Annotated in this window: 15 protein-coding genes; 4 read left to right on the top strand and 11 right to left on the bottom strand. The window is 69.1% G+C overall.

Annotated features, from left to right (window positions below; all coding sequences use genetic code 11):
• Positions 1 to 35 precede the first annotated feature (35 nt).
• Positions 36 to 2,042 carry an AAA family ATPase gene (locus LXM90_RS10640; protein ID WP_234082667.1) on the top strand — a complete coding sequence of 669 codons (2,007 nt, stop codon included), beginning with the start codon at positions 36 to 38 and terminating at the stop codon, positions 2,040 to 2,042.
• An 877-nt stretch (positions 2,043 to 2,919) separates the two neighbouring features.
• Here LXM90_RS10640 and LXM90_RS10635 read toward each other — a convergent pair.
• Positions 2,920 to 3,333, bottom strand: coding sequence for a hypothetical protein (locus tag LXM90_RS10635; RefSeq protein ID WP_234082665.1), 414 nt, complete (start codon positions 3,331 to 3,333; stop codon positions 2,920 to 2,922).
• Positions 3,334 to 3,362: 29 nt separating this feature from the next.
• Entirely contained in the window at positions 3,363 to 3,557 is a 195-nt protein-coding gene (locus tag LXM90_RS10630; RefSeq protein WP_234082663.1) for a hypothetical protein, read from the bottom strand.
• Between the two features lie 218 nt (positions 3,558 to 3,775).
• Between LXM90_RS10630 and LXM90_RS31905 the strand changes: the two genes are divergently transcribed.
• Positions 3,776 to 3,907: a hypothetical protein gene (locus LXM90_RS31905; RefSeq protein ID WP_267965800.1), complete on the top strand. Its 132-nt coding sequence runs from the start codon at positions 3,776 to 3,778 to the stop codon at positions 3,905 to 3,907.
• A gap of 317 nt (positions 3,908 to 4,224) precedes the next feature.
• On the opposite strand, the gene LXM90_RS10625 is transcribed toward LXM90_RS31905, so the two are convergent.
• The 3 genes from LXM90_RS10625 to LXM90_RS10615 all read right to left on the bottom strand — a co-directional run bounded on the left by LXM90_RS10625 (position 4,225) and on the right by LXM90_RS10615 (position 9,491).
• A complete protein-coding gene (locus tag LXM90_RS10625; RefSeq protein ID WP_234082661.1) occupies positions 4,225 to 6,372 on the bottom strand; it encodes a hypothetical protein in 2,148 nt (715 codons plus the stop codon).
• A gap of 707 nt (positions 6,373 to 7,079) precedes the next feature.
• Positions 7,080 to 7,970, bottom strand: a complete 891-nt coding sequence (locus tag LXM90_RS10620; protein WP_234082659.1) for an EamA family transporter — start codon at positions 7,968 to 7,970, stop codon at positions 7,080 to 7,082.
• Positions 7,971 to 8,027: 57 nt separating this feature from the next.
• Positions 8,028 to 9,491: an NAD-dependent succinate-semialdehyde dehydrogenase gene (locus LXM90_RS10615; protein WP_234082989.1), complete on the bottom strand. Its 1,464-nt coding sequence runs from the start codon at positions 9,489 to 9,491 to the stop codon at positions 8,028 to 8,030.
• Positions 9,492 to 9,950: 459 nt separating this feature from the next.
• On the opposite strand from LXM90_RS10615, the gene LXM90_RS10610 reads away from it, so the two are divergent.
• Positions 9,951 to 11,606: an anti-phage dCTP deaminase gene (locus LXM90_RS10610; protein WP_234082656.1), complete on the top strand. Its 1,656-nt coding sequence runs from the start codon at positions 9,951 to 9,953 to the stop codon at positions 11,604 to 11,606.
• Positions 11,607 to 11,734: 128 nt separating this feature from the next.
• Positions 11,735 to 12,154 carry a hypothetical protein gene (locus tag LXM90_RS10605; protein WP_234082655.1) on the top strand — a complete coding sequence of 140 codons (420 nt, stop codon included), beginning with the start codon at positions 11,735 to 11,737 and terminating at the stop codon, positions 12,152 to 12,154.
• Between the two features lie 256 nt (positions 12,155 to 12,410).
• On the opposite strand, the gene LXM90_RS10600 is transcribed toward LXM90_RS10605, so the two are convergent.
• From LXM90_RS10600 to alr, 6 genes are all read right to left on the bottom strand, one after another.
• Entirely contained in the window at positions 12,411 to 12,758 is a 348-nt protein-coding gene (locus LXM90_RS10600) for a tRNA-binding protein (RefSeq protein WP_234082653.1), read from the bottom strand.
• A gap of 147 nt (positions 12,759 to 12,905) precedes the next feature.
• The gene (locus LXM90_RS10595) at positions 12,906 to 14,324 is read right to left on the bottom strand and encodes an FAD-binding oxidoreductase (protein ID WP_234082652.1); all 1,419 of its coding nucleotides are present in this window, start codon (positions 14,322 to 14,324) and stop codon (positions 12,906 to 12,908) included.
• A gap of 149 nt (positions 14,325 to 14,473) precedes the next feature.
• Complete coding sequence (locus LXM90_RS10590; protein WP_234082650.1) at positions 14,474 to 15,529, bottom strand: tartrate dehydrogenase; 1,056 nt, start codon at positions 15,527 to 15,529, stop codon at positions 14,474 to 14,476.
• Positions 15,530 to 15,558: 29 nt separating this feature from the next.
• Complete coding sequence (locus LXM90_RS10585; RefSeq protein ID WP_234082648.1) at positions 15,559 to 16,032, bottom strand: RidA family protein; 474 nt, start codon at positions 16,030 to 16,032, stop codon at positions 15,559 to 15,561.
• 132 nt (positions 16,033 to 16,164) lie between these two features.
• Positions 16,165 to 17,430: a D-amino acid dehydrogenase gene (locus LXM90_RS10580; RefSeq protein WP_234082647.1), complete on the bottom strand. Its 1,266-nt coding sequence runs from the start codon at positions 17,428 to 17,430 to the stop codon at positions 16,165 to 16,167.
• Between the two features lie 10 nt (positions 17,431 to 17,440).
• Positions 17,441 to 18,577, bottom strand: a complete 1,137-nt coding sequence (gene alr, locus LXM90_RS10575) for an alanine racemase (protein WP_234082644.1) — start codon at positions 18,575 to 18,577, stop codon at positions 17,441 to 17,443.
• Positions 18,578 to 18,643 lie beyond the last annotated feature (66 nt).

Here is an 18,643-nt window from a genome sequence, read left to right as displayed (position 1 = left end):
ATCACGCGAGCCTCTCAAGGATCAAGGGATATCGCATGAAGCTCGACAGTTTCCGGGTTACCAACTTCCGCAGCGTCGAGGATTCAGGTGATGTCACCCTCGGGGACATGGTCTGCCTCGTCGGGAAGAACGAGGCAGGCAAGACCGCCCTCCTCCACGCCCTGGCGGGTCTAAACCCTCACCCCGCGACGCCCTTCGTGTTCGACAAGGAGCGTGATTACCCGAGACGGTACCTCAACGAATACGATACCCGGCATCCCAAGGATGGGGGGGAAGCGGTCGTCATCTCGTCGGAGTGGACGCTGTCGCCGTCGATGCTTGCGGCACTCCGTGCCGAACTGGGGGCGAACTGCCTGAACTCGCCACAGGTCACACTGAAGCGTCGTTACGAGGACACGACGTTCGAGGTCGAGGCGGACATCGATTACCCTGCGGTCATCGAGCATCTGCTGACGAGCCACGGCCTGACGCCGGAAGAACGGGCCCCGCTGGCGGGCGCCAAGACCACAGACACGCTCCGCACAGCGCTTGAGGGTCTATCCGAGCGCACGACGGCTCAAGCCTCGCTGTTGGCCAAGATCGGCGCGATGCCCAGCAAGAACGCCCGCGGCCTGGTCGCTGGCTTCGTGAGGTCGAAGACGCCGCAGTACATGTACTTCTCGTACTATGACCGGATGGTCGGTCAGATCAGGGTCGATGACATCGTTCGCAACGGTGACGACCCTTATCATCAGCCCGGCCATCCGCATGGGCACACGAAGTTGGAGGTGGGCGAAAAGGTCTTCCTCGACTTCCTCGAATTTGCGGGCACGTCGGTGGAGGAGATCAAGGCATCGACGACCTACGAGTCGTTGAACGCCAAGTGCGAGGCCGCCTCCAACGCCATCACTGACCAGTTGCAGGAATACTGGACGCAAAACGCGTTCCTGGAACTTGAGGTCAGGGTCACCAAGGCCGAGGCCGGTGATCCGGCCCCGTTCAACGCCGGGGTGATCGCGCGCGCGCGCGTCAAGAACACCCTTCATCGCGTGACCGTGCCGTTCTCGGAACGTAGCGCCGGCTTCATCTGGTTCTTCTCGTTCCTGGTGAAGTTCGCGCAGGTGAGCAAGCGGGGCGGCAACCTCGTGCTCCTTTTGGACGAGCCGGGCCTGACCCTGCACGGCAAGGCCCAGGCGGACCTGCTGCGGTACTTCGACGACAAGCTGGTGCCCCACCATCAAGTGGTATTCTCCACGCACTCCCCGTTCATGGTGCCGCCCGACGACCTGACGCTTTCCCGTATCGTCGAGGACCAGGTCGAGATGAAACGGCCCGGCGTCTGGACCACGAAGGGCACGAAGGTCAGGGACGACGTGCTCGCCACCGACCCGGACACGCTGTTCCCACTACAGGCGGCCCTGGGCTACGACGTCACCCAGACGCTTTTCATCGGCAAGCACACACTGCTGGTGGAGGGCCCGGGGGACATCCTTTTTCTTAAGGCCCTGTCCGCCCAGTTGAGGCGCCGCCGCAGGACTGAGCTCGACCCGCGCTGGACGATCTGCCCAGCCGGCGGCCTCGACAAGATCCAGTCCTTCGTGTCCCTCTTCAAGGGGGCAAACCTGCATCTGGCGGTGATGTCCGACAGAGCTCAGGGGGACAAGCGCAAGCTGGAGCAGCTCCGGGCCGCGGGGGCGATCCCCGAGAGCCGCATCATGAACTACCCCGACGTGCTCGGCCTGCCCGAGGGGGACGTCGAGGACATCTTCGACCCAGAGACCTACGTCGGGATCGTCAATGGTGCATTCGAATTGAAAGGGCGCTCGGTCCTGACGCTGGCCAAGCTCGATAGGGAAGCCCCAGGGCCGAACCGGCTCGTCAAGCGCATGGAGACGCTGTTCAGGGTCCTGCCACCCTCCACGCCCGAGTTTGACCACTTCTCCCCCGCCGACTGGCTGATCCGGAACCCCGGCTTCCTGGACGGCGACGGCCCGGGCGTCGCGGCGACGCTCAACAACGCCGAGAAAGTCATCAAGGCGATCAACGGAGCCCTCGCGTCTTAGAGTGTAGGGCGGCGGGATCCTCAGGGCGCGGGCGGGCCCGGGAGATGCTGATGCTGGCGGGGATCGGGGCGATCCCCGAACGGCAAGAAAAAGCGATGGCGAAACAACCCCGCACTACGGCCGGGGGCCCGGGGGCGCCCCGCTCTCATAGACCGCGCCGCGTCCCGGGGCGCCGAGCACCACCAGGCGCGCCCAGGGAGCGGGCGGGGTCGCCCTTAATGGTAGAGGCGCCTGCCCGGGGACGGGAATGCCGGGGATGGGGGCGCGCCTGCAGGGCGGCGGGATCCCCGGGGCGCCGGCGCCGGCTGGCCCGGGGGGATGCTGATGCTGGCGGGGGTCGGGGCGATCCTCGAACCGGGCGCGCGTGCGATGCCAAATCAACCCGACACCATGGGGATATATCGAACCGGCGGGCGAGGCCCTGGAGCGGCAGTGCAGCCCCTCGCGTACGCGCGCATACATCTGCCCGTCACCACCCCGGCATGGCCTGGCGGGCATCCTGGGGCCTCGACCCATCGGTGTCCCGATCCGATAGGCAGGCGGACCCCGCCATGGGCGCGGGGGACCGATGGGGCGGGACGGCAGGCCGGCGTCGGGTCGCGGCCCATGCGCCTTCATGGGCAGGCATGGGGATCCATGGGGCCGGGATGGGGGGCGCGTGGACCCCGGCTAGGGGGCTGCCAGGCCCCATGACAGACCCATGACAAGCCCATGGGGCCGTGGCCGGTCATGGCCTGGGATCAAGGGGTTAGGCGGTCCGAGTCGAGGGCGGCCGTGCCATGGACGTCCCATGGAAAACCATGGGGATCAATGGGCCCTGGATGGGGTCAGCGACCGCTCAGCCCTCGGTCGGACAGGATGCGGCCGAGGCGCTGCTTCACGGCTTGGTCGAACATGACGGGCAGGTGCTCGTAAGCCTTCCGCACGATGCCCTGAAAGTGAACCTCGGCCGCCGGTACTCCTCCTGCCGGTAGGCACCCACGAGCAGGCGGGGGGCGAAGAGGTTGTGCACCTGCCGGACCCCGCGGCGTGGTGGGCCGGTCGCCTTGGTCCGCTCCGGGTGCTCCCATATGGCCTGCGTCCCGAACACGGAGGCGAAGAAGACGAGGCGGTGCTGGGCGTCCCTGGCCTTGGTCGTGCGGTGCACGGCCGTGCCCTTTCCCTTGGGGGCGGCACGGTGGGACAGGCCGCGCAGGACGTTGCGACGCAGCCCCCCGGAGGCCGGGTCGACAAGCTCGGGCGCGACGGGGAGGAAGAGCCAAGTCTGGCCGGGGCCAATGTTCCCGAACATGCGGGTGCCCCCCGGATCTAGTAGGCGTATTACGCCAACTGCCGGTCCCGGATTGAGATGCGGGCCGTCATGTCCCCGTTGAACCGGGCCCGGGTGTAGCCGAAGGCGTTCCTAACCGAGAAGTCCACGGGCCTGTCGAAGACACGCTTTGCCTCGTCCCGCAGGGCGTCCCGGGCGGCGAAGACGACACCGTTGAGGGAGTAGGAGGCGGCGAACGGGGTCACGTCCAAAGCGCCCCCCCGAGCTGGCGGGCCCAGCCCTCGGTGTCCACGCGGAATTTCAGGTCGACGAGGGGGCGGTCAGACATGCCGGGCAGGCTGCAGCTGCCGCCGGGACCGCGCAAGGGTGGGTATTAAGTACCCACCCCCGGTCAGTCCTGCCGGGGCGCGAGACGGTTGGCCAGAGCCGAATGGATGGCCTCGCGCTGCAGGGAGACTCCTCCGTGTGTCCTGCCCCTCAGGGCCAGCGCGGCGCCCCTGAGTACGTCGTGGAGGTCGACATGCCGGCGGACGGCTCCCTGGTCTGCCGGGGGGCGCAAGGCATCCCGCAGGGCATCGACGATGGCCGCGTCTAGCTGCCTGAGATCAGGGGCGCCGGCATCCCGTAAGGCCTGGCGTTCGGCCCTTTTGCGGGCACGGTCGGCATCGCGGCGCGCCGTCTTGGAGGACGGAGGGGGGACGGGAGAGATCATGGCGAAGGTGGGGGTCGGGATCATGGCCCATCCTGCCGCCAGGCTTGGCAAGGGACCACAGGGCCCGGAACGAGAGAACCCCCGCCCAGGTCACCGGGTCGGGGGTTCTGCCGGGTTGTGGTGCAACGCCGCGTCCTGTGCGTGGACGTACGGAGCCTAGCCTCGGCGCCAGACTGGGACAAGGGCGGCGCCGAGGCATTTCACCAAGCGCGGGGCCGGCTCGGATACGGGGCGCAGCCGGTGGCCGCCCGCGGGGTGGCGACGGGTCCGCCGGGAGGCTCGTGCCCGCCCTCGGGCTCGGACGGGACACGGCCCAGGGCGCGCCACACCCCGGCGTGGGCCCTGGCGGTGATCCCGTCCGGGCGGCGACGCGGGTTGGCGGTCCAGCCGGGCCCCTGTTCCTCCGGCACTAGCATCGGGTCCCGGGTGCGGAGCAGGGCCGCGAGGCTCCTGGCCGGCCGGGAGGCGGACTTCGCCTTGACCGGGGCAACGGTCGCCTCGGGCTTCGCCTTGATCCTGGGCGAGGCCTCCTGGGGCTTCGCTTTGACCAGGGTCGGGGCGGCCTCGGGCTGCCCCCAGCAGGTCGACGGGCGGCGGGGCCTCGGCATAGGCCTGCGGAGCCGGGGGGCCCTGGGAGCCGCCGCCTTGGCTCGCAGCGCCTTCTCTTTGTCAGAGAGACGGTCCGGGACCCTGTCGACGAGCCTGCGGCCCTCGGTCCACTCTCTCTGGGCCATCTCCTCGGCCTCCTCCCTGGCGCGCGCCCGGGACGAGCGGGTCTCGCGCAGGTCCACCTTCAGGCCAAGGATGTGATGGGCGTAGGCGAGCTCCGCCTTGCCCTTTCTCTCGAAGTGGGCGGTGAGGGCCTCGGTCCGCTCGGCCAAGTCCCAGTCCCTCCCAGGAGCCTCGAAGGCGGTAGGAGCGACAGAGGGAGCCGGCTGCTTCTCGACGGTCTGTAAGGGGCGAGAAACGGCCTTGGCAGGGCCGGTAATGGAGGATGCGAAAGAAGAAGGGTTGGAAGCGGCCTCGCGTGCGGGAGAGACAGGGGCGGAGGCAGCCGCAGACACCCTGGAAACCAGCGCCGCTCCCATCTGTGGGGGGATTCCGGCTTTTATTGAGGGCCTGGAATGATTTATCTCGGCGCACTTCGCCTCCATGACTTCGGTCATGATGGCGGTCAAGGCGGTGCCCTTCGAGGCCGGCGTCACGAAGGAGTCATGTACCGGCAGGGCGGGGATGTTCTGGCGCTCGCTGCGCTTGAGGACCTCGACGCACATCTCGCTCTCGACGTGCATCAGGCGGATCCCCATGTCCGCCCCGAGCAGGTGTGCGATGGGCTTGTGGCGGTCCAAGACGGCCTTCATCAGGCCCTTCGTGTAGTCCAGCGAGTGCGGCCACGCGCCCGGGTCGTCCTCCTCCCGCTTCATCAGGGACAGGACGCCGCCGTAGGTCCTCTTGGTGTTCATGACGGTGAGGAGCGCCGCCTTAACGTGCCGCGGGTCGTAACCGGCCACGTCGTAGATCTCGCCGACCGGCACCTTGCCGGCCATGGCGTATAGGAGCGTCGGATGGCACGCCCTCCAGTCCTCCTCGAACGCCACCTCCCCGTTGATGAGGAGCTCCAGGCGTCGGGACGCCGGGAGCTGCTGCCACCAGCCATACAGGCGGCCGTGCATGTCCCACCGGCCCCGGCCGTAGATGCGTACGACCTGGGGGATGGGCAGAGGGCGAAGGCTGACCCAGTTGCCGGTCTTATCGGATCGGACCGAGACGTGCCCGGGCGTGTGGATCCAGCCGTTCTTCTCGGGCATCTTAACGGAGATGGCGCCGAGGGCCTCATTGCGGGCCTCAATGACCCTACGCAGGCGCCGCGTGTGGTCCGTGTCGACGTAGGCCATGCGCTCGCCGCTGGCGTCGCGGAGCTCGATGACGTCCCTGGGCCAGACGTGCTGGAAGGGGCAGTTGCGGAACGCGGCGAGGAGCCGGTCGGTCGCCCGGATGCGGGACTGCCAGCCGTGCGACGCGGGGCCGGGGAGCGCGCGCTCCTCCTCGATCAGGCCGAGGGCAAGGAGCTCGTCGACGGCAGCGAGGACGCGGTCGTAGGTGTACGCGGTGCCCTCGTAGCGGGCCAGCGGCGCGTAGAACCTTTTGGACCGGGAGTAGGAGACCCAGCTGCCCCGGCCCGCGAGGGCGGCCCGGGCGAGCGAGGTCATGATCGAGTTCCGGGCCTCCTGGGCCCGGGGGTGGCCGGCCAGGCTGACGCCGGCGCGGGCGATGAAGGACGGCTTGGTCCTCCAGTGGAAGTCCAGCGGGAAATCGTGCCCCTCCGGGGGCGGCCTCTGGAAGCTCATCAACGCGCACAGGCTGGAGGACGGATATGCGCCCGGACCGGCACCACTCAGCCCCGCGCGCCCCTAGCCTGTGCGGTTCGCTGGCTAGCTACCAGCTCCGTCGGGATGCAACCTTAACCGGCGAGCCCCCTGCCCACCCCATGCCCCTAGCCACATGGGTTCGAGCCCCATGGGAGTTGGGGTTTCCCCCATCAGGATCGCCCAGTGTCCATCGCCCGTTGTATTTCTGGGGAGACACACGCCGGTGGCCTTGTTGAGCGCCCAGGTGCCGTCCGCGGGCGGTCGAATTTTTGTGCGGACGCCTTCAGATTCTGACGGAGGCCCATGGCCACCCCATGAAACAGCATTCTCCGCGGAGTGGATTGAGGTTTGCGCGACGGACCCAGGTGCGAATCGATCGTGCTTTAATCGGATGCGGTTCGGTTCCCGGCTCTTACCATGCGCGGTCTCGCCCATCGCCGATCACGGCCCCTGCATCTACCGCGGGCAGCCTGATGTCCGCCTGGTCCTGGGCCGGGCGACTTGAACTCCTCGTCCGGCGCGTCCGCCCAATTTGTCCGTGCCGCCGGAAACCCGCACCTGCGCCTTAGTGGGGATACGGCGATGGCGCAGGGCATGTCTCACATAACGTCGGCGTGGCACGGCTTGCGCTTGCCGCAAAAGTGGACCGCTCGGCCAGGGTGAGCGCAGCTTTGTCGGGGTCGGCCCTACCTCGCGTCGATGTCGGTCTGTCTCGACCAGGACGATGCCAGGGCACAGCCGACCGACGCCCCGATGATGCATAGGATCGCCACCCCTTGGATAGGCAGGAGGCGCTCGCCAAGGACGAGGAACCCCACCAGCGCCCCCGCGGCGGGCGCCGCGCCCAGGCTCAGCCCGACGACGCTCGCCGTGAGGCGGTTCATCGCGACGATCTCAATCAGGTACGGCATCACGCTGGACAGGACCGCGACGACGAGCCCGGTCGCGACGATTCTGGGTTCGAACAGGCTCGCGCCCGCCCTGGCGGCCCCGAACGGCAGCGCGATCAGCGCGGCGACGAGCATGCCCCAGGCGACGGCGCGGTTTCCCAGGGGCCCGGAGACCTTGCGCGCGGAGACGACGTAGAGCGCCCAGCAGGTGGCCGCACCGCACGCGAACGCCACGCCGAGGGGGTCAAGCGCCTTCGACGTATCGAGCGGCAGCAGCAGCGCCAACCCCAACACCGCCGCCCCGAGCCAGAGGAAATCGAGGGGACGCCGGGAATTGAGGAGCACGATGCTCAACGGGCCCGTCACCTCGATGGCCGTCGCCACGCCGATGGGGATGCGGGCGATGGCTTGGTAGATGAACAGGCTCATCATGCCCATCGTCGTGCCGTAGAGCAGGAGGCTGCCGACGTGCCCCCGACCTACCGGCGAACGCCACGGGCGGAGGATGGCCAGCAGTAGGACCGCGGCGAGACCGACGCGCAACGCCGCGACGCCCTCGGCTCCGACTACGGGAAACAGGTGCTTTCCCAGGGCGGCCCCCAGGTTCAGCGATGCCTGGGAGAACAGGATGGCGCCGCCTCCCAGGACCGCCGCCTGCCTGTCCATGGCATGCGATGCCGTCGTCATCAGCTTGGTATCCTGAATTGGGGACCGGCGAACGGCCGCTCCATGCGGCTGCCGGCATCACGCCGAAAGGCCCCCGATATGGAACGCCTTGGCTTCCAGGTACTCGTCGAGTCCGTACTTCGAGCCCTCGCGACCGATCCCGGATTGCTTGACGCCTCCGAAGGGGGCCACCTCTGTCGCGAGCGTGCCGGTGTTCAGCCCGACCATCCCGAATTCCAATCGTTCGGCCACCCGCCACGAGCGGTTGAGGTCGCGCGTGTAGAAGTAGGCCGCCAACCCGAAAGGGGTGGCGTTGGCGACCTCAATGGCCTCGCGCTCCTCGTGGAACCGGAACAGCGGCGCGACGGGGCCGAAGGTTTCCTCCCGGGCGAGCACCATGTCGACGCTCGCGCCTGTCAGGACGGTCGGCTGGACGAATTGGTCGTCGCCGGTCGGGATGCCCCCGGTCAGGGCCGTGGCCCCGCGCGAGAGCGCGTCCTCGACGTGGTGGCGGATCTTCTCGACCGAGGCGCGATTGATGACCGGGCCGATGGTCACGCCGTCGAGGAAGCCGTTGCCGACCCTCAGCCTCGCCACGGCGGCGGCGAGCATCTCCGAGAACCGGTCGAAGATCCCGTCCTGTACGAGGATGCGGTTGGCGCAGACGCAGGTCTGGCCGGCGTTGCGGAACTTGCTCGCCATCACGCCGGCGACGGCGAGGTCGAGGTCCGCGTCGTCGAACACGATGAACGGCGCGTTGCCCCCGAGCTCGAAGCTGACCCGCTTCACCGTGTCGGCGCACTGGCGCATCAGGAGCTGCCCGACGCGGGTCGAGCCGGTGAACGACAGCTTGCGGACCGTGGGATTGCCCGTCAGTTCGCCACCGATACCTTGCGGCATGCCGGTGACGACGTTGAATACGCCCGGAGGGATGCCGGCCCGCTCGCCGAGGACCGCGAGCGCGAGGGCGGACAGCGGCGTCAGCTCGGACGGCTTGACCACAACCGGGCAGCCGGCCGCTAGCGCCGGCGCGCATTTGCGGGTGATCATCGCCGTCGGGAAGTTCCACGGCGTGACCGCCGCCGAGACGCCGACGGGCTGCTTCAGGACGAGGATGCGCTTGTCCGCGGTCGGGCCGGGGATGGTGTCGCCATAGGCGCGTCGCGCCTCCTCCCCGAACCACTTCGCGAAGCTGGCGCCGTAACGGATCTCGCCCCGCGCCTCGTCGAGGGGCTTGCCCTGCTCGGCCGTCATGATGGCCGCGAGATCGTCCGCGTTGGCGACCATCGACGCCGCCCAGCGCTCAAGGATCTCGGCGCGCTCCCCGGCGGCCTTGGAGCGCCAGGCCTCGAAGGCGCCATCGGCGGCGGCGACCGCCCGCGCGGTCTCGACGGCGCCGAGCGCCGGAACGGACGCGATCTCGGCACCCGTCGCCGGATCGACGACCGGGATGCGTTCGCCCCCATCCGCGTCGGTCCACGCGCCCCCGACGTACGCCCGCTCGACCAGCAGCGTCCGATCCTTCAAGCGTTCCGTGAGCATGGGGCGGCCTTTCGAGCGGGAGGTTTCGTCGAGCGCGACCGCAGGGTTACCTCCGGCCCCGGACGGGGCGGTCGACGTCGCTCCGGGAATTCTAGCCGTCCTTCGCGGAGCATGATGCCGAAGAACGGCCGGCGGCGACATGGAATGCCGGCTGCGCGCGGTCAAAGCCGCATGTCCTGCTTCGGCGGCCCCTGACCGGGCGGGACTCGCGCGACGCTGCCGGGCAGACGGTCGCCCCCGTCACCCTGGGACATGAGGGACGCTGCCGGCCGGGTCCGATCCACCGCTGGTCCGTTCCGCCGGAGCGCTTGGACGAGCGCCCTGGCCTGACAGCGTTTCTAAGCCCGGGCGTTAACCTGAGATCGACACGCTTGGTGCTTTCGCTGGACCGAGCGGTGTGGCAGATGCCACCCCCGTCGCGCTCCCTTGCGAACCGTGCGATTTCGGGATTGAAGCTGGATGTCCGCCTTGAAGTCGCTCCGCCAGGTTCCGAGGCCACCCGCGGCGGCTGCCAGGGCGACGAGCCAGGAACACCTCACGGAAAACCTCGCGAACGAGCTCTTCATCGGTTTCGTCGGACCGGGAGGGTCTGGCTCCGGCCAGGCGGCCATGATCCTCAAGGAGTTCCTGGAGACACAGGCGGTCGGGGACCGCACGTACGAGGTCCACATCCTCAAGGCGAGCACCGAGATCAAGGCGTGGGCGAGAAAGAACGGCAAGGACCTCAGCCTCGTCGAGACCGCGCACAAGTCGCTCGACGGGGTCGAGCACATGCAGAACCTCGGCGACGAGATGCGGCTGTCGTTCAGGGACAACGCCGCCGTCGCACGCGCGATCATGGCGCGCATCCGGGCGGTGCGGGCCACGGCCAGCGGCAGGCCCGAGGGGGAGATCGACGGGAAGCCGCGGGCGTACCTCATCGAGTCCCTGCGCCACCCGTCCGAGGCCCAACTCCTGCGCCGCGTCTACCAGGACGCCTTCACCCTGGTGGGGGTGGTCTGCGAGGAGGACGAGCGTCGCAAGCGATTGATCCGGGACCTTTTCGGCTTCGGTGACCGCGGCAAGCAGGAGAACCTCGACCGCGTCTCCGCCTTCATGGCCCGTGACGCCGACGCGCCCGCGAGCCATGGACAGCATGTCATCGACACCTTCCACGAGGCCGACTTCTTCGTCGACAACTCCAAGGACGCGCAAAACGACCCTCGGAACACGGCGATGAATGAACCGCTGCGGCGGCTGGTGCGGATGCTTACGGCTTCCGAGGTCATCCGGCCGAAGATCGGCGAGACCGCGATGCACCAGGCCCACTCGGCCCAGCTCAGGAGCGCCTGCCTTTCCCGCCAGGTCGGCGCGGCGCTCGTGGATGCGGGTGGGAACGTGGTCTCCACCGGCGCCAACGACGTGCCCAAGGCGGGTGGCGGCCTCTACGGGGCCGACTTCGACGACGAGGCGCCGGACCATCGTTGCGCCTACCGGCCCGACAAGTTCTGCAGCAGCAACCGGGAGCAGAACGCCATCATCGGCGAGCTGATCGACAAGTACCCCGCCCTGTCGGAGGGGCGCACCCGGCCGCAGGCCCTGGGCGAGCTCCGCCGCACCAAGATCGGCGGCCTGATCGAGTTCAGCCGCGCGGTCCATGCGGAGATGGACGCTATCCTCGCCGCCGCCAGGACGGGCACCTCGCCGAGAGGCTGCAGGCTCTACGTCAGCACCTTCCCGTGCCACTACTGCGCCCGGCACATCGTGGCGGCCGGCATCGACGAGGTCCAGTACATCGAGCCCTATCCGAAGAGCCAGGCCATCGCCCTGCACTGCGACGCGATAACCACGGACTCGGAGGGTTGGGAACCTCCGTCGCAGGCGCAGCCTTTAGAGAGGCCAGGCCCGGCGCGGGAGACCGCGGAGCAACCGCGCAAGGCGCCCAAGGTCCTGTTCCATCCCTTCGTCGGAGTGGCCCCAAGGATGTACGCCCGCGTCTTCCTCAAGGACCGTGACTACAAGGACAAGGCGACGGGGGACTTCGGGGTCAAGACACCGGCTTGGGGTGGTCACTCACCATCCTTCCGGGTACATTACCTGGAACTGGAATCGGGCCTGGGGGAGCTTCAAGCATGAGCAGGACGATGCTCCGCCTCGTCGAGCCAAGCCCCTGCACCGATGAAGTTTTTCAGCTCACGAGGCCTACGCCTCGACAACTCTCCCTCTTCGATCTGCGACCGTCTCACCACGTCCTGTGCCTGCCCATGGCCGACATCCACGGCGCGACGTTCGCCCGCGCCGTGTCGCAGGCCCGGTACAGGCTCGTGCTGGACGCGCGTGCCTATCCTTACTTCGACCTCCCGGGCCTGAACCGGTCGATGGCGTCCCGCCTCCTCGCAGGCCTGTCCTGCGAGTACGTGCAGGCGCCGCTCGACCTGCGGCCTCCGCAGGATCAGGCCGGCCGGTGGCAACGTCGGCAGGCCGTGCGAACGGTGCTCATGGACAAGGTCGGGGGCGGCGCCACTTACGACAGCTCGTCGGTCATCATCCTGGTCAATCGCGCGGCCGAGATCGACGTGCTCGACGAAGCTCTTCGCGGGCTCGCAGGCGACGAGGACCATGTCTGGCACGTGCAGCCCCACGAGGCGGTCACGTCCGTCGACGGCTCGCAACATTCCCGGTAGCTCTTCGCTGGGCGCTGAAGGCAGCCGAAGATCCCGGTCGTCCGCCGGCTAACATCCGCGCGACTGTCGACGGCATCGTGGCTGGGGCCGGCAACCACTCCCCGGGCTATATCGCCGCCGAGGCGGTGGTCCGAGACTGCAAGGCCGGGAGGACCGGCGGGCGCCAGCCTCCCGGTCAACCCTGTCCAAGATCTCGTTCGTCGACGTTGCCGGTCAGCCGGTCAGCTCGGACGACCTGGCGAACGGATCGCCGAAATCAGAACACCTGTTCGCCGGGAGTCACGTCCGACCGCGGCGTGAGGACGATGACGTCGCCCGCCTCGTTCCTGGCCCCGAGGATCAGGACCTCGGACCGGAAGCCCGCGATGTTCCGCGGCGGCAAGTTGAGGACCACGACCACCAGGGAGCCTAGCAACTCCTCCGGCTTGTACCTGGTGACCTGGGCGCTGGACCAGCGCCGTCCGAGCGGCCCGAGGTCGACCTCGACCTTGTAGGCCGGGTTCCGCGCCCGCGGGAACGGCTGCACGTCGACGACCCGTCCCACGCGCATGTCGACGGCCGCGAACGTGTCGTAGACGGTCTCGGGCTTCGGCGTCGTGTCCACCGTTCATGCTCCTCGTTGGTTTTAGAATGGCCCAGGGTGGCGGATTCGGTCGGCATTTGTCGCCGGTTTCCGAGCCTGCGGCGGCATCATCCACCGAAGGGCACGGGCCGTCCCGTCGAGCCGAACCTCCCGCCGCGGGGCCGGTTTTCACAACATCGCCCCGGCGTTCATCGATCCCCGCGGGTCGACCGCCCGCTTGATCGCGCCGAGGAGGGCCAGCCGGGTCGGGTCGCCGTACCGGTCCAGCAGGTCCCTCTTGAACCGGCCGATGCCGTACTCGGCGCTGAAGCTTCCACCGAGGTCGAGGGCCACCGCGTAGACCGCATGGGCGATGCCCGCCTCCACTTCCCGCGTGAAGGCGAGCCGGTCGCGGCCGGACGGCACCATGAGGTTGAAGTGGATGTTGCCGTCGCCGACATGGCCGTAGAACGACAGGCGCGTGCCGGGGGCCTGCGCCTCCACCACCGCGCCCGCCGAGGCCAGGAAGGCTGAGACCGCGGAGGTCGGCACCGCGATGTCGAGCTTCACAGACCCGCCGGCGTGCTTCTCCGCCTCCGGGATGGTCTCGCGGATGGTCCACATCTCGCGCCGCTGCCGCTCCGACTGGGCCAACACCGCGTCCTCGACGTGGCCGGCCTCCATCAGCGCCTCCAACGTGCCAAGGAGGATGTCGTCGAGGGGGATGCCTTCCGAGGACGCGGAAAGTTCGAGCAGCACCGCGCCACCGGGCCCGGCCGCGAGGCCGAGCTCGGTGCCGCGCATGTCGGCGACGAGCGCCAGCGACGAGGCCGAGATGAGCTCGAAGGTCGAGGCGAGGTCCGAGGTTTCCCGCCGGACCAGGGCCGCCACCTCAGGGATGGGCGCGCCCGCCGCGAGTTGCATCCATGCGGTGGCGCGCTTCGTCTGGGCGGGCCAGAGCTTGAGCACCACCCCGGTGACGATGCCGAGCGTGCCCTCGGCCCCGACGAAAAGCTGCTTCAGGTCGTAGCCGATGTTGTTCTTGCGCAGCGTCCGCATGTCGGAGAACAGCGAGGCGTCAGGCAGTACGACCTCCAGGCCGAGCACGAGGTCGCGGGTCATGCCGTAGCGCAAAACCTGCAGGCCGCCGGCATTGGTCCCGACGTTGCCGCCGAGGCGGCAACTGCCCTCGGCGCCCAGGCTGAGGGGCAGGAGGCAGCCGCCCGCCTCGGCGGCAGCCTGCGCGTCCGCGAGGATCGTGCCGGCGTCGCAGGCGAGCGTGAAGCCGGTCGGGTCGACGGAGCGTATCCGGTTCATCCGCTCAAGGCTCACCACGAGCTGCCCGCGGCCGGGCTCGGGCGTGGCGCCGCCGACGTAGCCGGTGTTGCCGCCTTGGGGCACGAGGCCGAAGCCGAGGCGCGCCGCGATGCGGACGATCTCCTGGACCTCCTCGACCGTGCGCGGGCGCAGGACGCCCGGGGTTTCCCCCTGCATCAAGGCGCGCTGGTCATGGGTGTAGCGCGTCAGGCCGGCGGCATCGGTGATGATCCCGCCCTCGCCGAGGAGATCGCGGAAGGGGGACAGGTCGGAGGCTGGCAGGTCTGACATCCGGAAGCCTGGGTTCGAGGCGGTTGATGCGCGGGACCGTGGCTCATACCACCGTGCCCCGTCGGCGCCGCATGGGCGCCTTGGGCGGTCGCCCCGGTAGGCTAAAGGCCGGCGGCGGCACCCGTTCGCCGCCGGACCTATCGGTGCGCTCAGACGGCTTCCGCAATCGCCCGACCGACCTCCTGCGTGCTGGCCGTACCGCCGATGTCCGGGGTGCGCGGCCCCTCGATCAACACGACCTCGATGGCCCGCACGACGGCCGCGGCCGCTTCCGGGTGTCCCAGATGCTCCAGCATCATCGCCCCCGACCAGATCTGCCCGATGGGGTTGGCGATGTTGCGTCCGTAGATGTCCGGGGCCGAGCCGTGGACCGGCTCGAACATCGACGGGAAGTCGCGTTCGGGGTTCAGGTTGGCCGAGGGTGCGACTGCGATGGTGCCGGTGCAGGCCGGGCCGAGGTCCGACAGGATGTCGCCGAAGAGGTTGCTCCCGACCACCACGTCGAACCGGTCCGGGTTGCGCACGAAATGCGCGGCCAGGATGTCGATGTGGTACTGGTCGGCCTGCACGTCTGGGTACCGGGCGGCCATCTCGCGGAACCGGGCGTCCCAGTACGGCATCGAGACGAACACGCCGTTCGACTTCGTGGCGGACGTGACGTGCCTGCGCGGACGGGCGCTCGCGACCTCAAACGCGTATCTCAGGATGCGGTCGGTCCCGCGGCGCGTGAAGACGCTGTTCTGGATGACGACCTCGTCGTCGGTCCCCTCGAAGCTGATGCCGCCGGACGACGAGTATTCGCCTTCGTTGTTCTCGCGCACGACGATGAAGTCGATGTCGCCGGAAAAGCGGCCGCGCAAGGGGGACTCGATGCCGGGCAGGAGGCGGACGGGGCGGACGTTCGCGTATTGCCGGAAGCCGCGGCGGATGGCAATGAGCAGTCCCCAGAGCGAGACGTGGTCCGGCACGCCCGGGAAGCCCACGGCGCCCAGGAATATGGCGTCGTGTCCGCGTATCCGGTCCAGGCCGTCGGCAGGCATCATGCGCCCGTGGCGCGCGTAATACTCGCAACTCCACGGGAGCTCATCCCAGGAGAGCCCGAACCCGAATTTTTGCCCTGCGGCCTCCATGACGCGGATGCCTTCGGGCATGACCTCCTTGCCGATGCCGTCGCCCGCGATGACCGCAACCGTATGGCGTGACATGTCCGTTCCTCCCTCCGCAGTGTCCGTCGTCATTCGATGCCGAAGGTGGCCTCGACCTCGACCGCCGCGTCGAGCGGAAGGACCGCGACCCCGACGGTCGAGCGCGCGTGACGCCCCTTCTCGCCCATGAGCTCCACGATCAGGTCGGAGGCCCCGTTCATGACCGTGGCCACGCCCGCGAAATCCGGGGCGGCATTGATGAAGCCGCCCAGGCGCAGGCACGTCAGGTCCGGGCGGTCGAGGTCACCGACCATCCTGCCCACTTGCGCGATCACGTTGAGGGCGCAGAGACGGGCCGCCTCAACGCCGCGCTCGACCGACACGGTTTGGCCGAGCTTGCCCGTATGCTCGACTCCGAGCCGGCCGTCGGGACCGAGGCAGATCTGTCCGGAGACGATGACGACGCCCCCGTGACGCCTGCAGGAGACGTAGTTGGCCACGGGCGCCGCCGGTTTCGGCAAGGTCAGCCCCATCGCGTGGAGGCGCTGCAGGATCGTCGACATTCCGAACTCCCGGTCTCTGGTGGCCGGGAGCATCGCCGGAGGCGTACGGAACTTGATGCTCTTTGAGCCTTCGCCCGAAGAACTTTCGTGCGATCTTCGGCTCCTGTGCGAAACGGCGGCCGCCCCCGTGCCTCAGGCCGGGACGGCGTAGCGCCGGACCCCCAGATCCTCGCTCTCGATCTCGGGCGCGCGTCCGGAGACCAGGTCGGCCAGGAGCCGGCCCGACCCGCAGGCCATCGTCCAGCCGAGCGTGCCATGGCCCGTGTTCGTGAACAGGTTCGCGACGCGGGTCGGGCCGACGAGCGGGGTGCCGTCGGGCGTCATCGGCCGGAGCCCGGTCCAGAACTTGGCTTGGCCCAGGTCGCCTCCCCTCGGGAAGAGGTCGCCGACCGAGCGTTCGAGGGTCTGACGCCGCGGCACCCTCAGGACGTCGCTGAACCCGGCGAGCTCGGCGGTCCCGCCGACGCGGATGCGGTCCCCCAGCCGGGTGATGCCCACCTTGAAGGTCTCGTCCATGACCGTCGAGACCGGCGCGGCGGTCGCGTCGGTGACCGGGAGCGTCAGCGAGTAACCCTTCACCGGGTAGACCGGTGCCTCGATCCCGAGCGGGCGCAGCAGGGCCGGCGAGTAGCTGCCGAGGGCGACGACGTAGGCGTCCGCCCGCAGGATCTCGCCGTCGCCGGTCTCGACGCCTTCGATCCGATCGCCCCTCGACAGGAGCTGCGCGACCGGGACGCGGTAGCGGAACGCCACGCCGAGACCCTCGCAGATCGCGGCGAGGCGTTGCGTGAACAGGTGGGCGTCGCCGGTCTCGTCGCCGGGCAGGCGGAGACCGCCGGCGATAATCCCGCCGACGTGCCGCAGTGCCGGTTCGGCCGCGATGCAGCCGGCGGAATCGAGGACTTCGTAGGGGACGCCATAGGCGTCGAGGACGCGGGTGTCATCACCGACGTGGTCGAGTTGCTTCTGCGTGCGGAAGAGTTGGAGCGTGCCCTTCTCCCGGTGGTCGTAGGTAATGCCGGTTTCCGAGCGAAGGTCGCGCAGGGCGTCGCGGCTGTACTCGGCGAGGCGCACCATGCGTCCCTTGTTGCGCCGGTAGGCGTCCTCCGTGCAGTTCGCGAGCATCCGGGCGAGCCAGCCGTAGAGGCGGGGCTCCAGGCATGGCCAGAGCACGAGCGGCCGATGCCGCATCATCAGCCACTTCATCGCCTTCAGCGGGATGCCCGGGGCCGCCCACGGGGCCGAGTAGCCGGGTGAGACCTGCCCGGCATTGGCGAAGCTGGTCTCCAGGCCGACGCCGGGCTGGCGTTCGATCACAGTGACCTGGTGGCCGGCCTTGGCGAGGTAATAGGCCGAGGCGACGCCGACGACGCCGCCCCCGAGGATCATCACATGCATGGGAAAGGCCTCACGCGTCGAGGAAAGTGCGATGGAAGCGGCGACCGAGGCCCGTCAGGACCTCGTAGCCGATGGTTCCGGCGGCCGAGGCGACCGCGTCGACGTCCCGGTCCGGCCCGAAGAGGTCGACGAGGCTGCCGGACCGGACGGCGTCCGGGGGCGCGTCCGTCGCATCGAGGATGATGCTGTCCATCGAGACCCGGCCGACCAGCGGCAGCCGGCATCCGTCGGACCAAGCCTCGCCCGCGCCGGAGGAGCTTCGGAAAAAGCCATCCGCGTAACCGATGGCGACGGTCGCCAGGCGGCTCTCGCGGCGCACGAGCTCGGCGTGCCCGTAACCGACCCGCGTCCCCGCCGGGACCGTCCGGACCTGCAACACGCGAGCCCGAAGCGTGACGACCGGCCTCATGGGATTGGGCCGGCCGGCCTGGGGGGCGATCCCGTAGAGGGCGGCCCCCGGCCGGACCAGGTCGTAGTGGAAGTCCGGTCCCAGGAAGATCCCTGAGGAAGCGGCGAGGCTGGCGGGGACGCCCGGCAGCCTGCGGCGAACCCTGTCGAAGGCCTGTCTCTGGGCATTGTTGGCAGGAGAGCCCGGCTCATCGGCGCAGGCGAGATGGCTCATCACGAGGCGGAGTTCGATGCCGTCCAAGGATGACGGATCCTCTAGCAACCGGTCGAACTCGTTCGAAGCGAAGCCGAAGCGGGCCATCCCGGTGTCGACCTGCAGGATGGCCGGGAGCCGCCTATCCAGCCGGCCGGAGAGCGCGATCCAGGCGCGCCTCTGCACATCGGTGTTCAGCACGGGGACCAGGCCGTGCGCGACGCAGGCACCCTCGCTGCCGGGCGTGGTCCCGTTGAGGATGGCGATCTCAACGTCCGGTCCGAGGATGCCGCGGAGCGCGACCCCTTCCTCGACCTGGGCGACGAAGAACGTGCGGCAGCCGGCCCGGGCGAGCGCGGGGGCGACCCGGTCGGCACCGAGGCCGTAGGCGTCCGCCTTCACCACGGCCGCACATCCCGCCCCTCCGACTTGCCGGCGCAGGAGGTCGTAGTTCGTGACGATGGCGGCCAGGTCCACGGTCAGGACGGCGCTAGCCGTATCGGAGGAAGGTTCGGACGGCGGCCGGCCCGTATCCGCGATGCGCATGGTCGGTATCCCCGCACGTCCGCCTCGACTCCGGGCGACGCGATGAACACGGGAATTGTCCCAGGC

Origin of the sequence: Methylobacterium oryzae, from assembly GCF_021398735.1 — a bacterium.
Classification (GTDB): domain Bacteria; phylum Pseudomonadota; class Alphaproteobacteria; order Rhizobiales; family Beijerinckiaceae; genus Methylobacterium.
The sequence above is the reverse complement of the archived record's forward strand: the minus strand, read 5'-3'. Positions and strand labels throughout refer to the sequence as shown.